Annotated in this window: 16 protein-coding genes; 13 read left to right on the plus strand and 3 right to left on the minus strand. The window is 66.7% G+C overall.

Annotated elements, in window-relative coordinates; translation table 11 throughout:
- Positions 1 to 9: 9 nt before the first annotated feature.
- Positions 10 to 879 (minus strand): SGNH/GDSL hydrolase family protein, encoded by an 870-nt coding sequence (locus tag ACZ3HL_RS38190; protein WP_465536427.1) that lies wholly within the window; start codon positions 877 to 879, stop codon positions 10 to 12.
- A gap of 1,021 nt (positions 880 to 1,900) precedes the next feature.
- A complete protein-coding gene (locus ACZ3HL_RS38195) occupies positions 1,901 to 2,125 on the minus strand; it encodes a hypothetical protein (RefSeq protein ID WP_465536428.1) in 225 nt (74 codons plus the stop codon).
- Between the two features lie 1,351 nt (positions 2,126 to 3,476).
- On the opposite strand from ACZ3HL_RS38195, the gene ACZ3HL_RS38200 reads away from it, so the two are divergent.
- Both ACZ3HL_RS38200 and ACZ3HL_RS38205 read left to right on the plus strand, forming a co-directional pair.
- Positions 3,477 to 3,647 carry a hypothetical protein gene (locus ACZ3HL_RS38200; protein ID WP_465536430.1) on the plus strand — a complete coding sequence of 57 codons (171 nt, stop codon included), beginning with the start codon at positions 3,477 to 3,479 and terminating at the stop codon, positions 3,645 to 3,647.
- Between the two features lie 164 nt (positions 3,648 to 3,811).
- Entirely contained in the window at positions 3,812 to 4,714 is a 903-nt protein-coding gene (locus tag ACZ3HL_RS38205) for a DUF4238 domain-containing protein (protein WP_465536432.1), read from the plus strand.
- A gap of 340 nt (positions 4,715 to 5,054) precedes the next feature.
- Here the strand turns inward: ACZ3HL_RS38205 and ACZ3HL_RS38210 are convergent, their stop codons facing one another.
- Positions 5,055 to 6,605, minus strand: a complete 1,551-nt coding sequence (locus ACZ3HL_RS38210; protein WP_465536433.1) for a hypothetical protein — start codon at positions 6,603 to 6,605, stop codon at positions 5,055 to 5,057.
- Positions 6,606 to 7,480: 875 nt separating this feature from the next.
- On the opposite strand from ACZ3HL_RS38210, the gene ACZ3HL_RS38215 reads away from it, so the two are divergent.
- The 11 genes from ACZ3HL_RS38215 (at position 7,481) to ACZ3HL_RS38265 (ending at position 21,932) form a co-directional block, all read left to right on the plus strand.
- Positions 7,481 to 7,849 carry a hypothetical protein gene (locus ACZ3HL_RS38215; protein WP_465536435.1) on the plus strand — a complete coding sequence of 123 codons (369 nt, stop codon included), beginning with the start codon at positions 7,481 to 7,483 and terminating at the stop codon, positions 7,847 to 7,849.
- 228 nt (positions 7,850 to 8,077) lie between these two features.
- On the plus strand, positions 8,078 to 8,728 hold the full coding sequence (locus ACZ3HL_RS38220) for a hypothetical protein (RefSeq protein WP_465536436.1): 651 nt from the start codon (positions 8,078 to 8,080) through the stop codon (positions 8,726 to 8,728).
- 134 nt (positions 8,729 to 8,862) lie between these two features.
- Entirely contained in the window at positions 8,863 to 9,768 is a 906-nt protein-coding gene (locus tag ACZ3HL_RS38225) for a hypothetical protein (RefSeq protein WP_465536438.1), read from the plus strand.
- 485 nt (positions 9,769 to 10,253) lie between these two features.
- On the plus strand, positions 10,254 to 11,135 hold the full coding sequence (locus tag ACZ3HL_RS38230; RefSeq protein WP_465536440.1) for a hypothetical protein: 882 nt from the start codon (positions 10,254 to 10,256) through the stop codon (positions 11,133 to 11,135).
- A 235-nt stretch (positions 11,136 to 11,370) separates the two neighbouring features.
- Positions 11,371 to 11,877, plus strand: a complete 507-nt coding sequence (locus tag ACZ3HL_RS38235; RefSeq protein WP_465536441.1) for a hypothetical protein — start codon at positions 11,371 to 11,373, stop codon at positions 11,875 to 11,877.
- A gap of 468 nt (positions 11,878 to 12,345) precedes the next feature.
- Entirely contained in the window at positions 12,346 to 12,783 is a 438-nt protein-coding gene (locus tag ACZ3HL_RS38240) for a DUF7715 family protein (RefSeq protein WP_465536442.1), read from the plus strand.
- Between the two features lie 290 nt (positions 12,784 to 13,073).
- Positions 13,074 to 13,955, plus strand: a complete 882-nt coding sequence (locus ACZ3HL_RS38245; protein ID WP_465536444.1) for a hypothetical protein — start codon at positions 13,074 to 13,076, stop codon at positions 13,953 to 13,955.
- A 207-nt stretch (positions 13,956 to 14,162) separates the two neighbouring features.
- Entirely contained in the window at positions 14,163 to 16,511 is a 2,349-nt protein-coding gene (locus tag ACZ3HL_RS38250) for a site-specific integrase (RefSeq protein WP_465536445.1), read from the plus strand.
- Between the two features lie 56 nt (positions 16,512 to 16,567).
- On the plus strand, positions 16,568 to 18,268 hold the full coding sequence (locus tag ACZ3HL_RS38255) for a hypothetical protein (RefSeq protein WP_465536447.1): 1,701 nt from the start codon (positions 16,568 to 16,570) through the stop codon (positions 18,266 to 18,268).
- Positions 18,265 to 20,418: an integrase gene (locus ACZ3HL_RS38260; RefSeq protein ID WP_465536448.1), complete on the plus strand. Its 2,154-nt coding sequence runs from the start codon at positions 18,265 to 18,267 to the stop codon at positions 20,416 to 20,418. Before ACZ3HL_RS38255 ends, ACZ3HL_RS38260 begins: the two co-directional genes overlap by 4 nt.
- On the plus strand, positions 20,415 to 21,932 hold the full coding sequence (locus tag ACZ3HL_RS38265; RefSeq protein ID WP_465536450.1) for a hypothetical protein: 1,518 nt from the start codon (positions 20,415 to 20,417) through the stop codon (positions 21,930 to 21,932). Before ACZ3HL_RS38260 ends, ACZ3HL_RS38265 begins: the two co-directional genes overlap by 4 nt.
- The last annotated feature ends 738 nt before the right edge of the window (positions 21,933 to 22,670 follow it).

The raw sequence follows: 22,670 nt of genomic DNA on the forward strand, positions 1-22,670 counted from the left end.
GCAAGCAGATCATCCGATCGCGTGGGACAACGCCTGGTAGTACCCGTTCGCCTGACCGGCCTTGTTCGGGTGGTACGACTCCACGATGTTCCCCAAGACGAGACCGTTCATCCACGGCTTCGCGCTGCACACGCCATGACCGTCGAACTCGTCACGCACGTCCTCATAAGTCAATCCCGCAGCACGTACCCGCTCGGAAATGACCTTCGAAAGTTCGTCGGCACCGTCATTGAGGGCCGTGCGCTTACCCAGCCCCATCGGGCAGAACGCCGAGCCGGACACGAAGATCCTCGGATAGCCGAGCACGACCACACGCGCTTTCGGCGCCCTGTCCTTGATGGCCGCGTAGGTCCTGTCCAGCTTGCCGGGAAGTTCCGCTCGCGCACTCGCTTTCGCCTGCTCGATCCGGTCCACGCACATCTTCTCCGTGCCGGTCGCGCACGTGGCCATCATCCCGGCGAACCCGACGTCGTTACCACCGATCGACAGCGTCACCAGCGTGGTCTGCGCGCTCACCGCACCCAGCTGGGTATCGAGCACCTCCTTGGTCGTCGCGCCGGCGCAAGCGGCGAACTTGAACGACGTCGTGGCGTGCGCCTTCGCCCAAAGCGCCGGATAAGCATTGGCGCTCCGCACACACATCCCGCTCGCCCCATAGTCTCCGGCACCCGTCCCCGCCGAATAAGAATCACCGAGCGCTACATAGTTTTCACCGGCGGCCTGAGCGGGCACCGACCCGGCGGCGATCATCGCGGCCGCTGCGGTCACGAGCATCACTGATCGTGCAAGACGCATGACTACCTCCGTCGCGGCACCGCAGCGCCGCTTCACCCCTCGAACAGTGAAAGAAGTCTGCGGTCGGGCCCCGGCCAGGCACATCGATGAAAATACTTATTCCGCCCACACACACGCCCGGGCTCCAGAACGGTGTCCTGATGCACGCGACCAGACTGATGAGCAGATGCATCCCGTCATCACGCTCCCGGACGTCGCAGAGGAGGACGGGCCGAAAGCCGCCTACGTCGGGAGCGTCACGATTCTCCTCCATGTGTTGCCATGAAATCCGCCAAAACCGTTCACGCCGACCACGAACGAGATGCCGCAGCACTCGAAGAGGTCGACGGCCGGAAGCACGCCTCGAGCCTGCGGCTGTCGGCCAACACCACGGCCCCGAAGATCTGCGGGTCTCGCAGTTTGCTCGAACCTCTCCGCGGTATGACCTCCGCGGTCCACCCGGGAGCCGTCACAATCGTGGTCGCCCACGCCGCGCCACCAACCACCGCCACACCCACTGGCGGAACTATCAGCAGACCCCTGCCTTGTAGCCAACCTCGCGTCCGTGCAGCCACGCCCCTCCATTGCGCCGTGGGACAGGGCCCCGACACCCGATCGCTCTCGATCAGCGGCTACCAACCGGCTATACCCCGGCGTATGGGCATCACGTGACCGCCAGGGAGACGAAGGCTTTGGCCGTTTCCTCGCGATGGGCGTCGGGGACGGCGACGACGGCGCTGTCCGACCGGGAGCGGCTGTTCAGACGGAGCCAGGTCCGAGGATGCGGTCATAGCGCGCCTTTACGCGCCGCCGGATGAGTACGTCAGTGATGGTGAGTACGACGACCACCGCAGCGAGCGAGCCGAGCAGCCAACCAAGGCCACGTGGGTGGGGTGTGCGCTGCGCGCAGCAAGACACGGTTCGACGGCGTCTGCGGGTCAGTTGATGCACCCGCCTCCCCCACTTCCCCCGACCTACCCGCGTCGCTCCACCAAACATGTGTTCGAGCAGATCGGCGCACGAGGCCTAATACCGCATACTCGAATATGTGCACTGCGCCAGTAGAATAGGCGTGTGACGGACCGCGCTATCTGTCATCTGATCACGCTGTCTGCACCTGAGAGGTTTAGTCCGTCGACCAGGTCTCCTCGGCAAGGCGAAGCGCTGCTTCGACCAGCATCGCGACGCTGTCGCCCTGTCGTTGAGTGGTGATGGCAAGCTCGCCTGCCAGATGTGTGAACAGTGTCGAGGCCGCGGCGGTGCGGTCGCCACCGTAAGCTCCGAGAGCTGCTTTGGCCGCGCCCACGAGCGCGTCGAGGTTGGTGTTGGCTTGAGCACGGATCTGGTCCATAGCGGCCACTGCGCCATAGCGTGGGTCTGTCACGGCATTCTCCAAGGTTCTTTGGTAGATGTAGCTGGGACCTCATCATGAGGTCCCACTGCGGCCGCTAAGGATGCCGGTCCGAGCATCAGTGTGGCTGAGCGCCAAACTGGCCAACTACTGTGCGCAACTGGCCAATTGAAGCGCTCAGGCACAGTTTCGCAGTTCACGCCCGGCTCGCCGCCAGCACGACGAGATTACGCGCCTGCGGGCCGCCTCCACGGCGGCCAGCCGTGTCACACGACTGCCACCACGGGCGACCTCCTGACATGCGCTACGGCATCGGACGGCCCTCTCGGATCTGCGGACAGTGAAATTCCTCCGGTGCCGCCGTGAGAACGGATCGCTGCATGCGAGGGCGGCCCGCTGCCCAATGCGGAGGAACTTAGTGCGCTGGTCGATCGGGTCCCTGAGCTCGTTTACCACGTTGCCGAGCGGGGCGGCATGGACGGGCAGTGCGTGGGTGACCTGGATATTGATAGTGAGTAACTCAGTACCTGTTCGAGGGCCATCCGCCGCACCCTCGGGGCGTACCGGTTCGTGGGCGCCCACCTAAGTTTCAGGGCCACGCCTCCAGGCAAATCGATGGACTTCATCTTCTCCGTGCAATTCGTCGGGCGTGGGCCGCAACATCGCCCTTTACCAAGTCCGACTTGCCACGGCGCGAGTTGCCTCCGGCGCGGTGGACGTGGCAGTTGAAACCGCCGGCGGCGTCCTGACCATCATCACCGAGAAGGCCTCGACAGCTGACGGGTCAATCGGGAGACTGGACCTCGTGAAGGGGGACGATCAGGTCACACCGCGCGCCCGGGGTGGACACACTCATGGTGCGCTATCGCAGGGTGCTCGCAGCCCGATGACCAGCCAGGCACCACCCCTGCTCGTGCGCTGCCACGACAAGGAAGGAATGCACCGGCTCCGCGACGACCTCCAGAAACTGATCATCCCCATGTCAGCGAAGCAGCCGTCACGACAACGACCAGCGCGGGCAGTTCCGCGCGCTGCCGATGGAGCCGGGCCCCACCGTGGTCAAACTACTCAGGAAGCCCGCGTTGATCGATGATTCCGGTGACAGATCGGGTCGTCTGTCAATTCCGAGGCTTGACCGTTCCTTGGTCGATGCGTGTTCGAGTTGGGCTCGGCAGGGAGCGAACGCGTTGAACCTCAGCGCCTGACGGGACGCGGCTGGCCCCGCGCCTCAAGCCGTAAGGCCTAAGGGGAGACTCTGTCGGTATCGGCGCCCCGAGTGGTGCCCTGGTCGCAGAGTCGGCATCCTGGCCGAAGCACCCAACGACGATTCCACGACACAGGAGAATTTGGCATGAACGGCCAGCACGCGCCGGACGACGTCGGCCAAGACCTCGAAGCAGGACAGCCTGCGCCGGCGATCGATGACCGCGCCCCGCAGGTCTACAGGTCGATGAACGAGGCCATGGTGGAGGCGGCAGAAGTTACGCCGCCCCTGCCGTTGCCGCCGGATGGCTGGCGATAACGCGTGGCAGCCGCAGTAGTGTGGTGAGCCTCTACGTCACACGGGCGAGACTCGACCGCGGTCCCGGCGAGCACGAAGACCTGGCTAGCTGGCTGGCCGGCGTCAGCCCAACATCATCCCACTTCACGCCGCCGCGCTGATGCCGGACCGGAAGGGGAGTGACCGTGCCACAACCGCAGCCGAAGCGGCGCCACCACACGGTTCCGAAGTTCTACTTCGACCGCTTCGCGTCCCGGCTGCCGGGCAGGAAGCACCCTCAGGTGACCCGAGTGGAACTCCCCGGCCACAAAATGCACCCGCAATCCACGAACGACGCGACCGTGGAGAACAACTTCTATCAACTGGAGGCACCCGGTGGTGCCCGCTTCGACGTGATCGAGAACCTGCTCGGCGACCTCGAAAAGGCGGCTGCCGACGCGCTCGGTGAACTGGTGGACCACGGCGCCGCCTCCGAGAATCCGCAGGTCCGGGAACCGATCGCTGCGTGGATCGCGATGCAGCATCTGCGCACGCCCGCCGAGCGGGAACGGACGACCATGATCCATGACCTCGTCACCGAGCTCACTAGCGGCGGCGCCGCATCGGTGGCCACGGGGCAGGCGCACGCCGCAACACCGCGGGGACGGACCGAGCGAAACAACGATCGCCAGCGACACACCCGCGACGCCCACCTGCGCGCGATGTTCGCCAACTACGAGCAAGCAGTCGAGAACATCGTCGACCGAAGCTGGGTCATCGTGCGGTTCGCCCGCAAGGCCCTGCTGACCTCTGCCTCCCCCGTGAGCCTACTGCCGGACCTGAACGCGGACGACAGGGCTCCCTTCGGACTCGCGACCTGCCGCGGCATCATCGTCCCGCTCGATCACCGGGTCGCGCTCGCGCTCGGGCCCCCTGGGCTCCCCGACGCTGCCATCGTCGGCACAGCGCTGCGGGCCAGGGCGCTGAACCAGGCCGTCGTGCTCGGTGCCCGCCAGTGCGTGTTCCACCACCCCGACGACGATCCGCTGCGCAGGATCGAACTTCCCGAGCCGATGGCCCACCGCATCCGATTCGAGCACCTGACGTAGACGCCGGATGTCCTGTGTGGTGATCGTGCTCGGGCAGACCGTCGAGCGCACAGACACCGGGGTTCCGCAAGATCGACACGGGAACTGCGGAATGAGGGCCCCGACCGTCCTCATCCACCAGCTGTTCGCCGCGCGGGACCTGGCCCCGCGCGGCCGGGCGGCGCCCGTCGCGGATCGCCCTTGCTCGTTGACGAGGCGAGCGCACTGCTCGGCGACCGGCGGACCAGCGCCGAGAACCACGTGGAGTTTGGTGCGGCACTGCCTCGCGGCGGGCCGCAACCCGGGCCTGCCGCCTGCGAGCGGAGCGGCCTCTCGGAGCGGGGACAGGTCGTCGGGGAGTCTATTCAGCGGCGGAACTACCGTAGACGTGTCCGATGAGCCACCAGGCGAACGTCCATAGTGGATTCGGCGAGTCAGCGACGTCGGTGTAGATCGGGTAGGCGCCGGGCATGTCGAATCCCTCACGGCCGTCCCACACCCGGGCCCCGACGTCGTAGGAACAGCTGAGTTCCGCTGTGTCCGCGTTGTCGATGGTGACCTCGATCGACCATCCGCCGGCGCCGTCGGCGCGGTACTCGACCTCGACCGTGTGACCGTTGACCTCCCGCTGGAAGTCCCCGTCGCCGTCGAAAGGCCAGCCGTCGGGGAGTTCAAGCCCCGGGATGACGCCCCCGAGCTCCTCCACGACACTTGCCAGCGCGTCACGATCGTCGTCGTAGGCGTCACCGGGATGCAAGGCGATCGCGCTGTCGGGCTGGATATCGACGACCTTGCCTGCGGACAGGTCGACGAACACATCGGCGCGCAGCAGCAACCCGGGCACGGTGTGGGTATCGGCCAGCTGGTGGCGGTGATGCAGATCGGTGACAGCGGTGGCGCGCGCTTCGGCGAGCAGCATCAGCGTCGCCACCGCGAGATGCGGGGTTTCTCGGCCGACCTCGCCGTCTCGCACATGCGGCTTCACCGCTCCGGCGTCCTCGGATTCGGACTCGGATGTGGCCGGTGCGGCCGCGAGGCCGGTGTCGTCTTCCTCCACCAAAACGGAAAAGATCCCTGCCACCCCGTCGATGCGTGTCAGGGCGACCGAGTCCACGCGGTCGACGTCCGGCGACAGGTGCGACATCACCACCTCGGCGAGATCGTCCACCGCGCCGAGATCGAGCAGACCCGTTCCCTGTTCGGCGGGAAGCTGCTCCGCCACATGCCGCAACACGATCGCCGCGGCGTCGCCCGGGTCGACCTTGACGGTGAACAGCGTCGGAAGGAGGTTCTTGCGCGAGCGAAGCAGGGCGGTCGTGTGCTTCCACGCCGTCAGTGCGTTCGTGATGTCCTTGTCCTCGGTGACGAACAATAGCCGCTCGGAGACGTTGCCTACTCGCGCCAGAACCTCCCGCAGCCATGCGCTGTCGGACGCCCCCGTCTTCACTCGCTCATCTTCGGAGCCTTTGCGCTTCGCCGGCGGCAGCTGGAGCACCTGGTCCTTCAAACCGGCCAGAGCGTGTTCGGGCGACAGCGGGATGACCTCCACATTGGGGACCGTCGCGACCTTGTCCAGAAACGCCAAGGCCACCGCGTTCTTGTCGGCGAACTCAGTCAGGAACTGGGCGAGATGGGCCTTGCCCAACCTCTTGTTGGTCGAGTTGATAGCGGTGGCCGCTTCGTCCCAGTCCTGCGCGAGGTGTTCCGCCCACTCCCATGCCACTGGTTCGGGTATCCAGGCCGGGATGTCGATTCTGGCCAGGTGCCCGGCGAAGGATGTGAGCAGCTTGAGGTCCGGGCGCCCGTATCCGAAGCAGTTCGCGTCGAACACCACAGCCCGCAGGCCGTCCCGGACCGCGACGTCGAGACCGACCTCGGCCGAGGTCGCTCGCTTCTTCCGGCCAGTCGTCACGTTCCCGCTCCTCGTCATCGCTCCCCGTCCGGCTGGTGCGTATCCAGGTCCGCACAGTTCATCCCATTGCTGGACGCTGATCGACCTGACCAGCCCGGTCTCGCAGAGTCATGGCCGCAGCGTAGCGGAGCCATCCGGCGCCCCGCGCCTGATGAAGGCCGTTCGCAGCCGCTTCGTCATGCGAGAAACCTGCCATGACGAAGCCGGCGGGATCCGTCAAGCTCGAATCACGGGTGCTGGCCCGACGACACAGGGACTGACGGTGTACGGACCATCCGATTCGACCGGCCGAGCTCCGCCACGGCGGCGCTGATGTTCCCGTACTTCTCCTACCTGCTCGACGGCATCAAGCAGTCTCGCTCCACCGCCGTTGGCGGCTGAGGCGTGATTCCCATCGTGAGAAGTGCTGGCCTGGCCAAGCCCAGGCCAGCACTTACACACCAACCCGCCTGGCGAGGTGCCAGACGCTAAGAATCAGGTGCGCCGTGGCACCGCGCGTGGGCGACGACCCAGCAGACGGGGGGCGTCCTGCTGAATCGTTGACCAGGTGTGTCTCCCGAAGTCGGCCGCGATCGCTGTTCTGTTACCCCGATCTCCCGCACTGGCGCGAAACTCGACGACCTCGGAGAGATTCGCGCCAGCCTCGGCAGCTGTCCGTTCCCGCGAAACTCAGCGGAGCTCGAGCACGCTGCGCTCGCGATGGGGCGGGGGGGCAAGCCCGGGGAAAGCATCCGGGGCTTGCCCCCGCCCCATCGAGAGCGTCGGCCGGTCGTGCCCCGCCGAACCTTTCGGGGCGCGGCCAGAACAACCCTCGATCCTTTCCTCTACCGGCATGTCGGGCTGGCCGTTCACCACAGCAGCACGGGAGAACGCTCATGGGCGCAGAAACGTTCCTTACCTATTCCGAAGGCACTGACGTCGAGATCGCGTTTCGCGAGGCCGTCGAACAGGCGCAATTCGACCACGGCCACGGCGGCTACACCGGCACCATCGCCAACAAGGACTCCTACATCGTCATCGACGACGTGCCACGCTCCGAAGCCGACGCGCAGCACCTGGCCTACGAGCTGATGGACGACCGCGACGCGCAAGTCGGCGACAAGCGAGGTCCCGCCGGTGCGCTCCCCCTCCGCGGTGGCACTCGCACCCTGCCCAGGCTGCCCGTGCCGATACGGGCCGAGGGCTATCCCGACCATGAAGCCGCCGCGCTTGCCGCAGCCGAGGGACGCCTCGGTGAGGGGTGAGACCATTGTCGACTTCCTCCTCGCCTTCTACCGCAACCGGCCAACTGGCGGAGTCCTCGCCGACGAGCACATCAGGGTCTCGGTCACCACGACCGGTTCGCCCGAACTGACGGGCTGGCTGTTCGTCGGATCGGCCCCGGTGACCACCCATGCGACGGGCTCCGTACCAACCACCCCGGCCCGGCCACCGCGCTTTCTACCACCGACACTCCCCACTCACCTGGGATCGTGGTGACCATGCGACTAGCACGCGTCGTGTTCCGTCCCGAACGCCTCTTCGAGCCGCTATCCAAGCAGCGGCGCTCGATCATGTTCTGGGTCGGTCTCAATGACCAGCACACCACTTCGACCGAGTGCCGGCTTTACGAGCAGCCGATTCGGACCTGGTTCGAAGGCGCCGTGCCCGGCGACGAGGTCGTCGAGATCTGGTTCTCCCGCCCCGAAATCCTGATCTGGGAACCGTCCAAACCACGCTGCGGGCAGGACATCGTGGTCGACGGCGGCGTCATCCTGCGCAGTGGCCAGGCATACCGGCTGGTGCTGGAAATCCACGATGCTTTCTGTCACTGCGCTAGGTGCCAGGACGAACCCAGCGTCGCCGGCGAAGCGGACTGGATAGCCAACCCCGCCGGCGTTTGGCTGACCCGACCATCCCGCCAGAACGACACGAGAAATGCAGTGTTCCGCCCGTTGCGGCGGGACGACGCACTCTGCACCACCACCCCGGTGAGGGCAAGCCGAAAAGCGCGGCTTGCCCTCACCGGCGCGCCGGTGCTCACCGAGTGCGCCCCGCCGCAACGGGACGCACCCCGTGATAGGCGCAGCAGCGTCAGCACGTTGGTGGCCGCGCGAGTTCACGACATCGACGTACACCTGTGACGGATGTGCCCCGTATCCGAGCATCCAGTGCCGGACCCAGCCGGTCACATGGAGCGCCGCAAGACTTGCTGACCCTGCTGAATTGGCAAGCCAGGGCGTGCCGCAGTTCCCCGAGAGTAGCCGAGAGGTACCACATGGACATCATCGACCAGGCGAACGACCTGATTCTCTGCCGACACCCCCGATACGGGTTCGTCATCGCGGGCCTACTGCACCAAGACGTCACGGCCTTGCTGGGCAAGTACGGCTTCACCCTCAACGAGGCCGGCTTTCTGGCGCTGCCGCTCGACACATCGGAAGAACGCGGCCACGACCTGCTCGGCTGCGCCGCGCAGCTACTGGCCATGACCGGGCACAATTTCAGTGTCCTGTCCGACAAGATCGCCGTCGAGTGGGCACGGGTGCAGGAGGCGATCACTGCGCTGTTCAGCGGCCGGAAACGGTTACTGGCCATGGTTCGCCGCGCACACATCATCCCCGGCTGCCTGCCCGTGCCCAGGCTCCGCGTGCCCGCCGACCGGGACGAGTTCGATGTGGAGGCCCAAGCGGTCTACCAGAACCTGTTCACCGAACACGGCCACCGCGCACCCCGCTGGGTGACCGCCCGCGACACTTGCACACATCTGCCAGCCGACACGGTCCTGGCGATCTACGAGGCGCTTTACCGCTGGTACCAGTTCCTGCACGCCGCGCTACGCCATATCGACGGCAGGACCAAGGAAAGCCCGTACGACCTCCAGGGGTGCGCCGAAGGTCTCGACGCGGCCATCGACGCCGTCGCGCCGGCGCCCGAGCACGACGTCGCGATCGAACCAGCGACAGTGGCCGAACTACGCGACGGTGACCAGTTCAGTCTGGACGCCGGTCAGCACTGGTACCTGTGCGTCCGGGACGACCCAGCGGACGCCGCCATCGCCGCCTTCACCGGCGAACACGACGTTGACGGCGCACCGCTGCGCGAGCACCTCGACGCCGAGCACGGGCAGGCGTGCTTGGTCCGGCGCGACCTCACAGCACACCCCCAGACCGCCGGTCTCTAATCTGACCTGCCCGCCCCCCTCGGACGGCTCATCCACACCTTCGCGCCAAACCGCCCGGCCCATGCCCGGTCCCGGGGTGGGCCGCCTAATCAACCGGACGACGCGGAGAAGACCTAACTCCCCGTCGGCTGTTCCGCATCCGGCGGGGAGCCGCGCATCGTGCACCGGCGTCCCGGTGGGGCAAGCCGAAAAGAGTGGCTTTGCCCCACCGGCGCGCTCGGTGGCCACCGAGCGCGCCCCGCCGGACGCGGGGCACACCGCCGTGTCCGATTCGACAAGGAATGCCGTCGCGCGCTCCCTAGAAATCCCCTGCGGCACAGCACCGTTCGCGTGTCCCCGAGTGCGGATCAGCTCCAAGGGATGTCAGGTCCTAACCCGCGACGCCGGAGGCCCGGCATCGGTTCCTCATGGATCGGTGCCGGGTCTTTTCGCTGTTCAGCACCCGTCGCATCGGGCCTGTCGCCCAATCCACGAGAGGAGTCATTGTGCCCATCGTCATCGAGTCCCGTACCCGCTGGCCCCACACCGGTATCGATGCCCCGTACGCGTTCACCGTCAGCGGGTTCAACCAGCTTGAAACCGCCCGCGGCGTGGCATACAGCGCCACACTCGTTCACCCCCAGCTCGGCGTCGTCGGGTTCATCGCCAACGAGGGCTACGGCGGCCCCACCACCTTCTACCCCGACGACCACCTCCGCTTCGGCCATCGCCAGCTCGAGCAGTTCCTCGAACGCTCCCTGCAGGACGGCGAGCCACTGACTGACCTTCTGGGCATCGAGACCCTGCTCGACGAGATCATCAACGAGGCCGAGTTCGAGCGGTGCGTGGCGGAAATGCGGACCGAGGGCAAGTTTCTCGTCCGCAGTTATGTCCCGAGGGAGGCGCAGTCTTTCGGTCCGCATCGCGAGTACCCGGTGATTTATTCCAAGATCTTGATCCGCCGGGACGAGCGACAGTCGATCGCCGCCTACCTGGACAACGCCCCAGCCCACCGCGGCCACGAGGGTTCCTTCTGGCAGATGTTCAACGGTGAGGACTGGGTGCCGCTACTCGGCGCGCGCCCCTTGACCGAGCAGCAGATCGCCGAGCGAACGAGGCGCGCCAGTGAACTCGCCCGCGAACTGGATGGCCCGGACGGCAAGCACAGCGGGGAACTCTTCGGCGACGACCTGTACCTCTTCGGTTCACCTCCCCGCACCTTCACTCTGATCGGTGACCGTGTCAGCACGGTGAGGACCACCACGTGGTGCCGGTGCCGCAGTCGTAAAAGCGTCATCCGGTTCGAAAGATGGCGCGACAGTGTCCTCGTCGGATCGGGGAGCATTCACGCTGCCCGGAAATGCCGCAGCCTGGTCCGTCTTGATTGATCGATCCGTCCTAGACACCCGCTCCGGGGGCGGCTACTTCGGCCCCGGGACTATCCGCCGCGGCACAGGGTCGTGCTGCCGCGGCGACATGTGGCCGCGCCCATTGCGCCACGCCGCCGTCGTAACACCCGCGAAGGGGTCGGCGGCCGCTGTCCCACAGCGCCCGATCGGCTATGTGTCTGCGCCACAGCCCCGGCTCGATCACCCCTGAAAACCAAGCCAGCAAGGAGAATCTGTGTCCACCCGATCTCTCGTCGGCGTCCTGGACGCCGACGGCCGCACCTACCGTGCCCGCTATTGCCACAGTGACGGCTACCCCACCTACCAGCTCCCTGCCCTCGGCGAAGCCCTCCATGGGCACCACAACAGCGACCTCGCCCTGATGGCCGCCGCACTCCTAGAGCATGACTGGTTCCTGATCGCCGCGAACGAAGCCACCGCGGAAGTGCCCGACGGCAGCGCGGTCGCCTCCTACCGGCCTGGTGATGTCCAGCCCACCGCCGGCGTCGGCTACCGCTTCGCCGATCACCTGGCCCCCGAGCCCCGCACCGGCGTTCTCGACGAGGGCGCAGGCAGCGACATCGAGTGGCTCTACCTCGTGGACGGCGATCAGATCCGCGCCTACTACCCGATGGGCAGCCGCTGGGAGCACTTCGGCGACTTCAGTACCATCGACCTCAAGGACCCCGATCTGGCCGATCTCCGCAGGCGTGAATCCACCGCCTACGACCGGCGCTACTGACCCGCCCGCTCGTCGTCGCCGGAATGCGCCCGTCGCTCCGTGCCGCGAGGATGTCCCACACCACCCGCTCTTGGATGCGCCGCTGCCCGTTGCGGCGCCGCCCGCGCCTAACGACATCACCTGGTTTGCCGACGCCGGACTTCACTGGCTGGAGTCCGAGGCTGCCGCGCCCATCGGCTCGCGGGGCTACGACGCGACGCTCGGCAGCAAAGTGTGCCGCACCGGCCCAATGCGCTAGGCAGCTTGTATGCCCGCTAGGCGGGACCACCTTCACCGGGCTGCGCCGGCGCGTCGGCGCCCGGCCAGCAAATCGCACCGTTCGCCACCGAACTCACCCCCCGCCGAACGACGCAAGCAATCCCCGGCCCGGCGTGTGGCGGTCTGACCCGCCCAAGCCAGCGTCCCCCGTCCCCGCAACCTCGTGTACGGGGAGGGCCGAGTTCGACCTCACAATTCAAGGAGACTCCCGTGCCCACCATCCCCGTCCTCGTCGCCACCGATCGAACCCAGCGCGACCGCTCGAACGATTTCAACTGGTGCTCCCCCGGTGAGCTGGTCGACATCGGTTCGTCCTGCGACCGCGACCGCGGCAACCCCGACGGTGCCTGCGGTCGCTGCCGTTCCTTCACTGGTCTGAACTCGCGCCGCTCCACCACGACAGCCGAAGTCGCGCGGCACCCGATGAGCTTCGCCGAGTACGTCGCCGCCCACCACGCCAGCCTGGTGGGCATCGGACTGCCCGACGACACGGCGTGCGCCTGGGCCGGCGAGGCCGCCCGGGACATGGTCAGCCTCGCCGCGGCCTTTCCCGTCGGGACCTCGTCGAACGTCGCGGCGACGAGATCGTGGCACGACTGCTACCCCGTGACGAGAAAGCGGCGAGCTGATCACCGCCCTGTCCGGTGAGACCTTCGCCTGGTGCGTCGGTTCCGGAGTTATCTGGCGCTGTCCGTCGAACCCTGGGCAGCGCGCCTGTCCACAAGAGACATCACGCGACCGGGCAGAGGACACCAACCCCCACCCTGTGGGGGCACCCTGCCCGCCGAGCGTCGTTCGCTGTCGTCCAGGCCTGAACAGGCACACATGCCCGTGCACGGCGCGACGGCCCAGCGCCCGGCATCCCCGCAATTCTGCGCTGGAAGTCACGTCGTCCACATCAAGTCACCGCGTTATCCCTCCTCACAGAGAAAACCTTCATGTCCACAGCCACGCCGTCCCCAGCCCACTGGACGCACAGCGGGATCGACGCCCCGCACGCGCTCACCGTCACCGATTTCGACTACCTGGACCTCGGCCGCGGTCTGGCCTACGGCGCCACACTCATCCATCCCGACCTCGACGCGGTCGGCCGCATCGCCAACGACGGCTCAGGCGGGCCGACGACCTTCCACCCCTACGACCACACCCGTTTCGGGCACGGGCAGCTCGACGAATTCCTCGCTCGCTGCCTGCACGATGGCAAGCCACTGGACCGCCATCCCGACGCGAGAAACAACTTGCTCGAGGCGATCCTCACTGAGGCCGACACCGAGTACCTGGTTCAGGAAATGCGGGCCGAGGGCAAGTTTCTCGTCCGCAGCTACATCCCGAGCTCGGCCCGGCGCTTCGGCGCGCGCCGCGGTGCCCCCAAGCTCCTGCCCAGGATCCGCACCCTCCGCGTGGAACGGGAGTTTTTGGCCGGCCACCTGAACTCCGATCCGGACGAGCCTCTCGACGACGGCGCCTACTGGCAGATGTTCAACGGCGAGGACTGGGTCCCGATGCCCGGTCCGGAACCACTCACCCCGGAGCAGCTCGCCGGGCGGGCCGAGCGCATCAGTCAGCTCACAGCTGGGCAGGCCCCTGCTGAGGGCCCGGTCGACGCGGTGCCGTTCGACGGCACGCTGTACCTGTTCCCGGCGCGTGGCGGGCGCGTCCTGCTGTGTGGTGACCGCGTCGGCAAGGTCGAGAGCACCCGATGGTGCCGGTGCCGCCGCAAGCGCGTCATCGCCTTCGAGGGCTGGAACAACGACGCCCTCGAGGTATCCGGCACCCTGCACGCCGCCCCCAGCTGCCGCGGCCTGGTCCGCCTCGACTGATCGTCACCACTGCAGACAGGCCTGCCACTGGCGTCCGGCGGCTCTCGCCGTTCCGCGAAGGCCCGGTGCCGGTTCCCGTGAACCAGCGCCGGGCCTTCGCGTTGTCCGCGCCTTCTTCCCCCTGACGGCACCTGCGCCCACGCATGAAAGGACCCACGTGAGAACGCCAGCACATCACGCACCTACCTCGCCTCTGGGCGGTCGGCCGTGACCCCGCTCCTGGATCGTCCACTGGAACATCCCCTCGCCGACCGCGTCCCCGATCAGATCGCGCAGGACGCCGTCGATCTGGCACAAGCCGCGCTCGGGCTGCGGCGCCCGGCCCCGCCGCCGGGCGCGCTGTCGCTGGCCTCGGTCCGGGGCCAGGCACCACCGCGCGTCGTGCTCGGATACGGCCTGGGTGCCGACTCCAGCGCCATCCTCGCCCGCTGGCTCACCGATCCCTCAAGCCGCGACTTCGAACTGGATGAACTCGCTGTAGTGACCGGGATGACCGGTCAGGAATGGCCGGCGACTCGCGCACTGGTCGAGCAGAACCTGTTGCCCCTCATGGCCGCGTCGAATGTGCGCTATCTCCAGATCGCCCGCCGCGGACTTCACCAGGCCGATGGGATCGACATCCTGTCTGACTCCCGCCATCCCGACCGGTTGCACCTGGTCGGCGCGTGGACGCTGGCGCACGAGATGTTCGATGGCGGCACTGTTCCGCAGACCGCCGGCGACAGGCTTTGTAGCCAGCATTTTAAGGCATGGCCCCTGGACACCGTCATCGCCGAGCTCACTCAGGGACGGCCCTACCGGCACGTCATGGGCTACGAAGCCGAGGAGACCCGGCGTGCCACCCGCGATGCCAAGTACAACACCGCATTGCGCACCGGCGAATACCCGCTCCGCGTGTGGGACGGCGGCTGGAACCGTGCCCGTGCCCAGGCGTTCTTGCGCGGGCTTTTCGACATCGAGACCTGGGTCAAGAGCGCCTGCGACGTCTTCCCTAATGATCTTGCGTGTTGCGGTTGGCGGTGTTGCCATCGAGGAGGAGAAGTGTTGAAGGAATGGCAGGTTCACTGGATCCCTGCTTTCGAGTCCGACGTCTATGCCGGGGTGCCGGTTCTTGCCGAGTGGTCTGACCTGAATTTGAATTTGACCACGCGGGAAGCTGCGAGTCGCATCGATCCGGGTGACCCGTTCATGACCGACCCGCTCTACCGGGTCGACCCGCGGTTGACCGAGTACTTCACTCGTTCGTCCTTCGCGCATCTCGCGCGGGAGACGAAGCGGAACTACACCCAGGATTGCTGCTTGTTCTTCAACTTCTTGTGGCAGCACGGGAAGAGCTGGCGGGACGCGACCGAGGAAGATCTGCTGGACTTTCAGGACTGGCGGCGGTGGTCGCCGCGTAACCCGGACCGGATTGGTGGGGCGAAGTGGAACCGTGAGCTGGCCGCGTTGAACCACCTGTACGCGTGGGCGGTCCGCAAAGGACACATGGCATCGAGTCCGGTGACGACGCGAGAGGTGATCAGTCGGCATGGTCACAAGATCGCCGTCCCTGCCGCGTATGCGAAGGACGCGCGGTCGAGCAACGTCAAGTGGCTGACTCCGCGTGCATATCGGTTGTGGCGCGATGTCGGGCTGCGTGGGTACACCGCGGACGAGCGTCGTGATCCGGCCTGGCGTGGCCGCAACGACGACCGTAACGCCGCCTACGCGGACCTGCTGTTCTCATCGGGGATGCGCCGGACGGAGGGCGGGTCGCTGCTGACCGTCGAGGTGCCGACGCTGGAGGACAGCGCGCGCCGCTACTACGACGGCCGGATCGCCAAGGCAGTCACCAAAAGCCAGCGGGAGCGGACCTTCTACGTGTCAGGGGACGCGTTGCGGTTCATCGATACCTACTGCCGGACCAGTCGGCGGGCGGCGATCCGCCGGGCGCAGCGCCACGGTCGATACGAGGCGCTGGATGGGCTGCGTGTGATCACTGGCCGCTCAGGCTTTAGGCAGTCCGTCCTGCACTGGCGCGACCACAGCGGCACGGCCGTCGGACGCGCGATCGGCAAGCTGGACGTCGAGGAGCGGCAGCGCCTGTTCATCGAGGGCGAGAACGGTCTTGAGCCATTGTGGCTGTGGTTGGCCGAGGACGGCACACCGTTCCTGCCGCACTCCTGGGAGGCCGTGTACAGGGCCGCGTCGACCCGGTGCCAGAAGCTGTTAGCGGGCAAGGTGGCGGAGCCGCCGTTCATGACGCCGCACATGGCTCGACATTCGTTCGCCCTGCACATGCTGGTCGCGCTGCACCACGCGATGGACCGCCGTTTCGACCTCACGCCGGAGCAGAGGCGGGACTTCCGGCTGCTCTACAACGACTGCTGGGGCATGGTGCGGGACCTGTTGGGGCACCGCAGTGAGGAGACCACTCGCAACATCTATCTCGCGCCAGTCTCGGACTTGCAGGTTCGTTCGCTGCTGGTGGACGACGATGAGCCCGGCACGACCGAGCTGCTGGCTCGCATCGCAGAGGCGTCGGAGCGGATCGTGGACCTCGGGGAGTCGGCATGAAAAAGCCTGGACGGCGTGCCGCGCTCCCAGAGGCTGGGCACAAACGCACCCCTGTCTTGATCGACGATGGTTTGGTGGTGCGGCATATAGAGGAGAACGGAGAGCGTTGGGAAGCCTACAATTTCGGCGCGCTGCCGGTGGCTCCGGCGCTGCAGCGCAGCCTGGCGGAGTTGTTCGCGCTGCGCGTCGCACCGGACGGCATCTGGAAGGTGCTGACATCCAGTAAGGAGAGCTGGGACTACCTGCGCACCTTCACGCGCTGGATGTCCGGGTTGGACGATCCACCGAAGACCATCACCGAGTTCACACCCAAGGTGTGGGCGCAGTGGCGGATCAGCCGACCGACCAACACGGTCGGCAAGCGGCAGATCAGGAAGATGGCGGCGTTCCTGCGCGACGCGCCGGGGCTGCCGGCGGCGACTCGGGAGCTGATGGCTCAGCGGGTCGCCAAGGACACTGTGAGGGAGGTCGCCTACTCGCCGGAGGAACTCGACCGGATCAAGGCCACCGCCACCCGTGTGTTCCGCGAAGCGCTGTACCGCATCCGGGAGAACCAGCGTCACCTGACGGAGTGGCGGGCAGGCCGTATCGCCCACGGCACACCGGAGTGGGCGGTCGGTGAGATGCTGGACCACATCAGCCGTACCGGCGATCTCCCTACCTATATCGGATACGACCAGCTTCCGAGCGGCAGCAGTCTGCGGCGGGTCCGGGTCAGACAGTCCACTCAGAACCTTCTCGGCGGAGATGGGAACACCTGGCATCGGTTGTTCCTGACCAGCTCGGAAGCCGCCGCGATGGTGGTACTTATCGTGGCCACCTACGGGTGGAACGCCGTGCCGGTCAGCGAGTTGCGTGTTCCGACCTCCACGCCGAACCCGGGACTGGATGGGCAGGTGATCTACCGGGTGGAGTTGGAGAAGCGGCGGCGTCATCACCCGCTTCGCCACGAGACCCGCAACCTGACCGACTGGGGCGCGAACTCGCCAGGACGGCTGATCACCCAAGTGCTGGAGGCGACCGCACCGGCCCGCGCCACGCTGGCCGCCCTGGGAAAGCCGACCGATCGGCTCATCACGTGGCGTATCAACGTCCATGCCGATCCGGAACGTCCCGACAATGACCTGTTCAACTACGGTCTGCGCGAGAACGCCTGGCGCAGCTGGGGAAAACAGCTCGGGGACGGATTCAAACTCAACTTGCGGCGGCTGCGTAAGACCGTGATCGTCGCCGACAAGCGCACACCGACCCAGCACAGCCAGGACACACACGACCAGATCTACGTCCTGCCGGATCCGCAGACCCGCCAGCGCGCCGAAGAGGTGGTCAGCGACGGCGCCATCGCGGCCCTGAAACACGCGCAGACCACGTTCGCCGCTCGGATCAGCAAGGCCGACACCGACATCGGGCAGGACACGGCGACGGCCAGTTGCAGCGACTACACCCACAGCCCGTTCGGTGAGCACGGTTCCCCATGCCGGGTGTCGTTCCTGCTGTGCACGGGTTGCCCGAATGCGGTCGTCACCCCGCGGCACCTGCCGCGCCTGGCCTACCTGATGCAGGCGCTGGACGAGCTGCGGGGCGTGGTGCCCGACGCGACGTGGGAGCAGGACTGGCGCGAGCACCACGCCCGGCTGCTGGACCTGCGCAGCCGGCCCGAGTTCACCGACGCCGAGTGGCGCGACGCTCAGGCCGCCGTCGCGCCGCAGGACCAGGCCGCCATTGATCAGCTGCTCCGGAGGGGGTTCGACTCATGACACACGCCATCGCCGAGAACACCGGGCCGCCAGCGGCCGATGAACTGCTGGTGGACCCCGCGACCGTGCCCGCCGAGCGGCGGGAGTTCATCCCGCGCTACGCCGACGCGACCTGGTCGTTTCTGGCCATGTCCGAGAACCCGTCGTCCGCCGACGACGTCATCAACTGGAACCGGTTCCCGGACGAGCTTCGAGAGCCGTTCAGGCATGCGGCCTGGATGCTCGCCCGCGAGCCTTTGTCCGCAGACGACCTGTCTCGTCACGGACCGGCGATGCGGGCGAGGCTGAGTCCGGGGCGTATCTACCGGACTGTGCGGGACTGGCGCACGTTCGCGCTGTGGATGCTCGACCGCGGCATCACCGGCCTTGCCACCGTCACCGGCGATGACCTGACCGACTACAGCGTCCACTTGGCCAAGACCATGCGGCTGGCCCGCAACACGTGCATCCAGCACCTCGTCGCGTTGACACGGCTGCACTTGTACTCCACCGCATACCTGCCGTCCGAGATTGGCTTGGCCGCCCCGCCCTGGCTGACCGAGGGCATGGACGACTACCTACCCGCCGGGTCACCAGCGGGTGAGAACGTCACCGAACCGATCACCCCGGCCACGATGGGACCGCTGCTGGTCTGGGCGATGCGGTTCGTGGAGAACTTCTCAGCGGACATCCTGACCGCGCACCGGGAACGCGGCCGGATGCTCGAGACGGCCAGTGGGATGGAGCAGGTTCCCGGTGGCGGCAAGGACGCGCTGATGGACTACCTGCACACGGCGGAGACAGAGGGAACTCCGATCCCGTCTCGTCGATGGAAAGGCGAGCGGGCGGTCGCTCACCTCTACATCGCCGGTCTGGTCGGAGCTTCGCCGGAGCGGGTCAAGTCGGCCTTTGCCAACAGGCGCTGGCGAGAGCTGATGGCGGCCAACCCCGGCCCGTGCCCGGTCGGTGAGCCGGTCACCGGGATGCTCGGTGGTCGGCCGTGGCAGGAGACCTTCGAGTTCGATGAGGTGCCGACACTGATCAAGCACCTGGTGACGGCCTGCTTCGTGGTCATCGCCTACCTGACAGGGATGCGGCCTGGCGAAGTGCTGGGGCTGGAGGCCGGATGCTGCCCAGAACCGGAGGCAGCCGCTGATGCCGCACGCCGCCACCTCATCTACGGCCGCCAGTTCAAGACCGCACGCGACGAAAACGGCAACCACCTGTCGGCTGGTGTGGTCCGGGAAGCACCGTGGGTTGCGGTCCCACCAGTCGTGCAGGCGATCCGCGTGCTGGAAGACCTGGTGGGAGAGGGACTGCTGTTCAACGCTGTGTTCCACGACCGGCGTTCACCCAACCGGCGCGGTGGCCGGTCGCTGGCCACGACCACGGTCGCCAACCGGGTCGAGGACTTCGTCCGATGGATCAACGAGCTGGCCACCGGTCACGGCCGCGCCAGCGAGCTGATCCCATCCGATGAGCACGGACGGGTTGGTATCGGGCGGTTCCGACGCACACTGGCCTGGCACATCGCCCGCCAGCCCGGCGGCCTGGTGGCCCTGGCTGTCCAATATGGACACATGCGGACGCTGATCAGCGAGGGCTGCGGTTCCCGTGCCCGTGGCGGCATCCATGACCTGCTGGACTTCGAGACCGCGCGGTCAGTCGCCGAACACCTCAGCGACGTCCACGAAGCACTCCAGGACGGCGAAGGGGTGTCCGGCCCAGCCGCCCGGCGATTGATCAACTCGGCCGCGCAGGAACATCACAGGTTCGGCGGCATGGTCACGACCGTGCGGCAGGCACGCAATCTGCTGGCCGACCCGACGCTGAATGTGTTCGAGAACAAGCAGGCGTACCTGATCTGCAACTACGACCGGTCCAAAGCGCTGTGCCATCCCGGCAGGGGCGGCACAACCGACGCGCCGAGCCTGGACCGCTGCCGCAGCACGTGCGCGAACATCGCCCGCACCGACAGGCAGGCACACCAGCTGGAAGAGGCCGCGACGCGGTTTCTCGAGCAGGCCGAGTCGGCCGTCGTGCCGACGCCTATGGCCGACCGGCTGCGCGAGAAAGCCGCTGAGCTGCGCGCGCTGGCCGAGCGGCATAACCGCGATCGCATCATGGTGGCCAATCAGGTCACCCCGGACAACCAGGAGGGCCAGCCGTGACCCAGCAGGGAGAACGTCACGGGGAACGGGACGAGATCCGGGCAGCGATGGACCGGCTGCTGGGGGGCATACCGCTGCGCTCTGACGGGGCGCTGACGGTGGTGTCGCTGGCCGCGGAGGCCGATGTCAAGCGACATGTGCTCACCCACCGTCACCCGCTCGGGGTCCGCATCCGGGGTGCGCGCATTATTGGCAAGCTTGATCTTGACTATGTCGACACAGCCACCGGACTCGAGCTGACAGGCTGCGCCTTCACAGAGCCGATTACGGCAAGGGGTGCTCATCTGCCCCGTCTTGTCCTGACAGCAAGCCGTATCAACGTCCTGGAAGCCCGTGGTGTTCGAGTGGACGGCGAAGTCATGCTAGATCACGTGAAGCTCACAGGCGACCACGCTGCAGTCCGGTTAGAAGACGCGCGCATCGGCGGACCGTTTGACTGTAATGGGCTTCGCGCTGATCACATGAGCCGTCCGGTCGTGGAAGCTGATCGCTTGCAGGTACACAGCGGTATGGACCTGCGGAATGTGCGGTTCAGCGGCAGTAGTGAGGACGGCGCCGTTCGGATGATCGGCGCGCACATCGCTGGTCAGCTCGATGCCACGGGGATGCGCAGCAACAACGCCGCTGGCCCCGCCCTCATGCTCGACGGTCTCAAGATCGACAGCACTCTGTATCTAGACGATGCACGATTCGGTGGCAGCAGCGAGCTGGGCACTGTCCGGCTGAATGGCGCGCACCTTGGGACTCAGCTCAACGCCAGACGGATGTACTGCGTAAATGCCATCGGCACCGCGTTCCAAGCCGACGGTTTCAAGGTCGACGACGGCGTGTACATGGAGGGCGCACGATTCGGTGCTAACAGCGAGGATGGTGCCATCCGACTCGTTGGCGCGCACGTTGCTGGTCAGCTTGATGTCAAGCGGATATGGAGCATCAACGTCGTCGGTCCCGCCCTCGACGCCGACGATCTCACCGTCGGCGGCAGCATGTTCATCGACGACTCTCACTTCACTTGCATTAGCAAGTATGGCGCTGTCCGACTTGTCGGCGCGCACATCACTGGCCAGCTCGAGGCGACGGGGATGCGCTGCACCAACGTCGATGGCCCCGCCCTCCAGGCCGACGATCTCAAGGTCGAAGGCAGCGTGTTTCTGCAGGGCGCGTCGTTCACGGGCAGCAAACGTCACAGCGCGGTCGTCCTGCACTCGGCCAAGTTCAGTAGCCAGCTGAGTTTCGACGGGACGAGAATTTCCATTAGTGCAGCGAGAGGTATCGAAACTCGAGGACGCAAGTGTCGATGGCGCGGTCTTCCTGCCAGCCAAGCTGGTATGTCGCCAGCCGTGGGGGCGTTCGTGTTCCTGCTCCCGCCGCATCGGCCTGGATGGCTTCACCTTCGACACGCTGGCGTCAATGGCCTGGCACGAGTGGCTGCACATAATTCGTTTCCACACCATCCACTACTCACCGTCGCCGTACCAGCAACTGGCTGCCGTGGAACGCGCCGCCGGTCATGATGGCAACGCGCGCCGCATTCTCATCGCCCAGCAACAGGACCTGCATCGTCTCGCACCAGAGGGGCTGGGAGGGTGGCTGACTCGCAGTTTCCACCGGCTATGGGGAGTACTGGCGGGCTACGGGTACCGAGCCCGCCGGACTGCCGCTGCCCTGTTGCTTGCTCTCGCCGCGGCCGGCGGCCTAGGCCTCTGGGCAGGACACGTCCAGACCAACCACGGTTACGCCGCCGAACGCACTGTTGGGTCCGGAACTCCAGGCCAGCAGTGCACTCCGGTTGAGCTGGTCGGCCTCGGCCTTGACCGTGGTCTCCCGTTTGCCCCCACCGGGCTACGCGCCCGCTGCGACCTGGACACCACCACGACCTCAGGCCAGGTCTTCACGGTCCTAGTGTGGATCGTGCAAGCCGCCGTCTGGGGCCTTGCCACCCTCGCCCTTGCTGGTTACACCGGCCTCATCCGCAAACCTGCCTGACAAACGGCCAGCGGGCCGTCGGCATAACGGACTCGCTCATGCCGGTCCGGTCATGCGCACCATGCGCTCCCGCCTGCACGGGGCTCTGCGGTCAACGCGCCGGACCCAGTCAAGGGATCGGAAAGAGCGGCAACAGCAGTTGCGGTCGGTGCTGGAGAAGCTGTCGGAGTGTCCATTTGGGATGGTGTAACGATCGGGGTCACCGCGTCTGGGCGGGCGGTGACAGAGGCATTCTGCTGGGCAGCGGGGCTATTCGCCGGGCTGCC

This window comes from Amycolatopsis sp. NPDC000009, from assembly GCF_055563465.1.

Coding starts and splice junctions, on each gene's coding strand:
- ACZ3HL_RS38190 (WP_465536427.1), bottom strand. CDS start 879: ATGTGCCTGGCCGGGGCCCGACCGCAGACTTCTTTCACTGTTCGAGGG.
- ACZ3HL_RS38195 (WP_465536428.1), bottom strand. CDS start 2,125: ATGGACCAGATCCGTGCTCAAGCCAACACCAACCTCGACGCGCTCGTG.
- ACZ3HL_RS38200 (WP_465536430.1), top strand. CDS start 3,477: ATGAACGGCCAGCACGCGCCGGACGACGTCGGCCAAGACCTCGAAGCA.
- ACZ3HL_RS38215 (WP_465536435.1), top strand. CDS start 7,481: ATGGGCGCAGAAACGTTCCTTACCTATTCCGAAGGCACTGACGTCGAG.
- ACZ3HL_RS38225 (WP_465536438.1), top strand. CDS start 8,863: ATGGACATCATCGACCAGGCGAACGACCTGATTCTCTGCCGACACCCC.
- ACZ3HL_RS38245 (WP_465536444.1), top strand. CDS start 13,074: ATGTCCACAGCCACGCCGTCCCCAGCCCACTGGACGCACAGCGGGATC.
- ACZ3HL_RS38260 (WP_465536448.1), top strand. CDS start 18,265: ATGACACACGCCATCGCCGAGAACACCGGGCCGCCAGCGGCCGATGAA.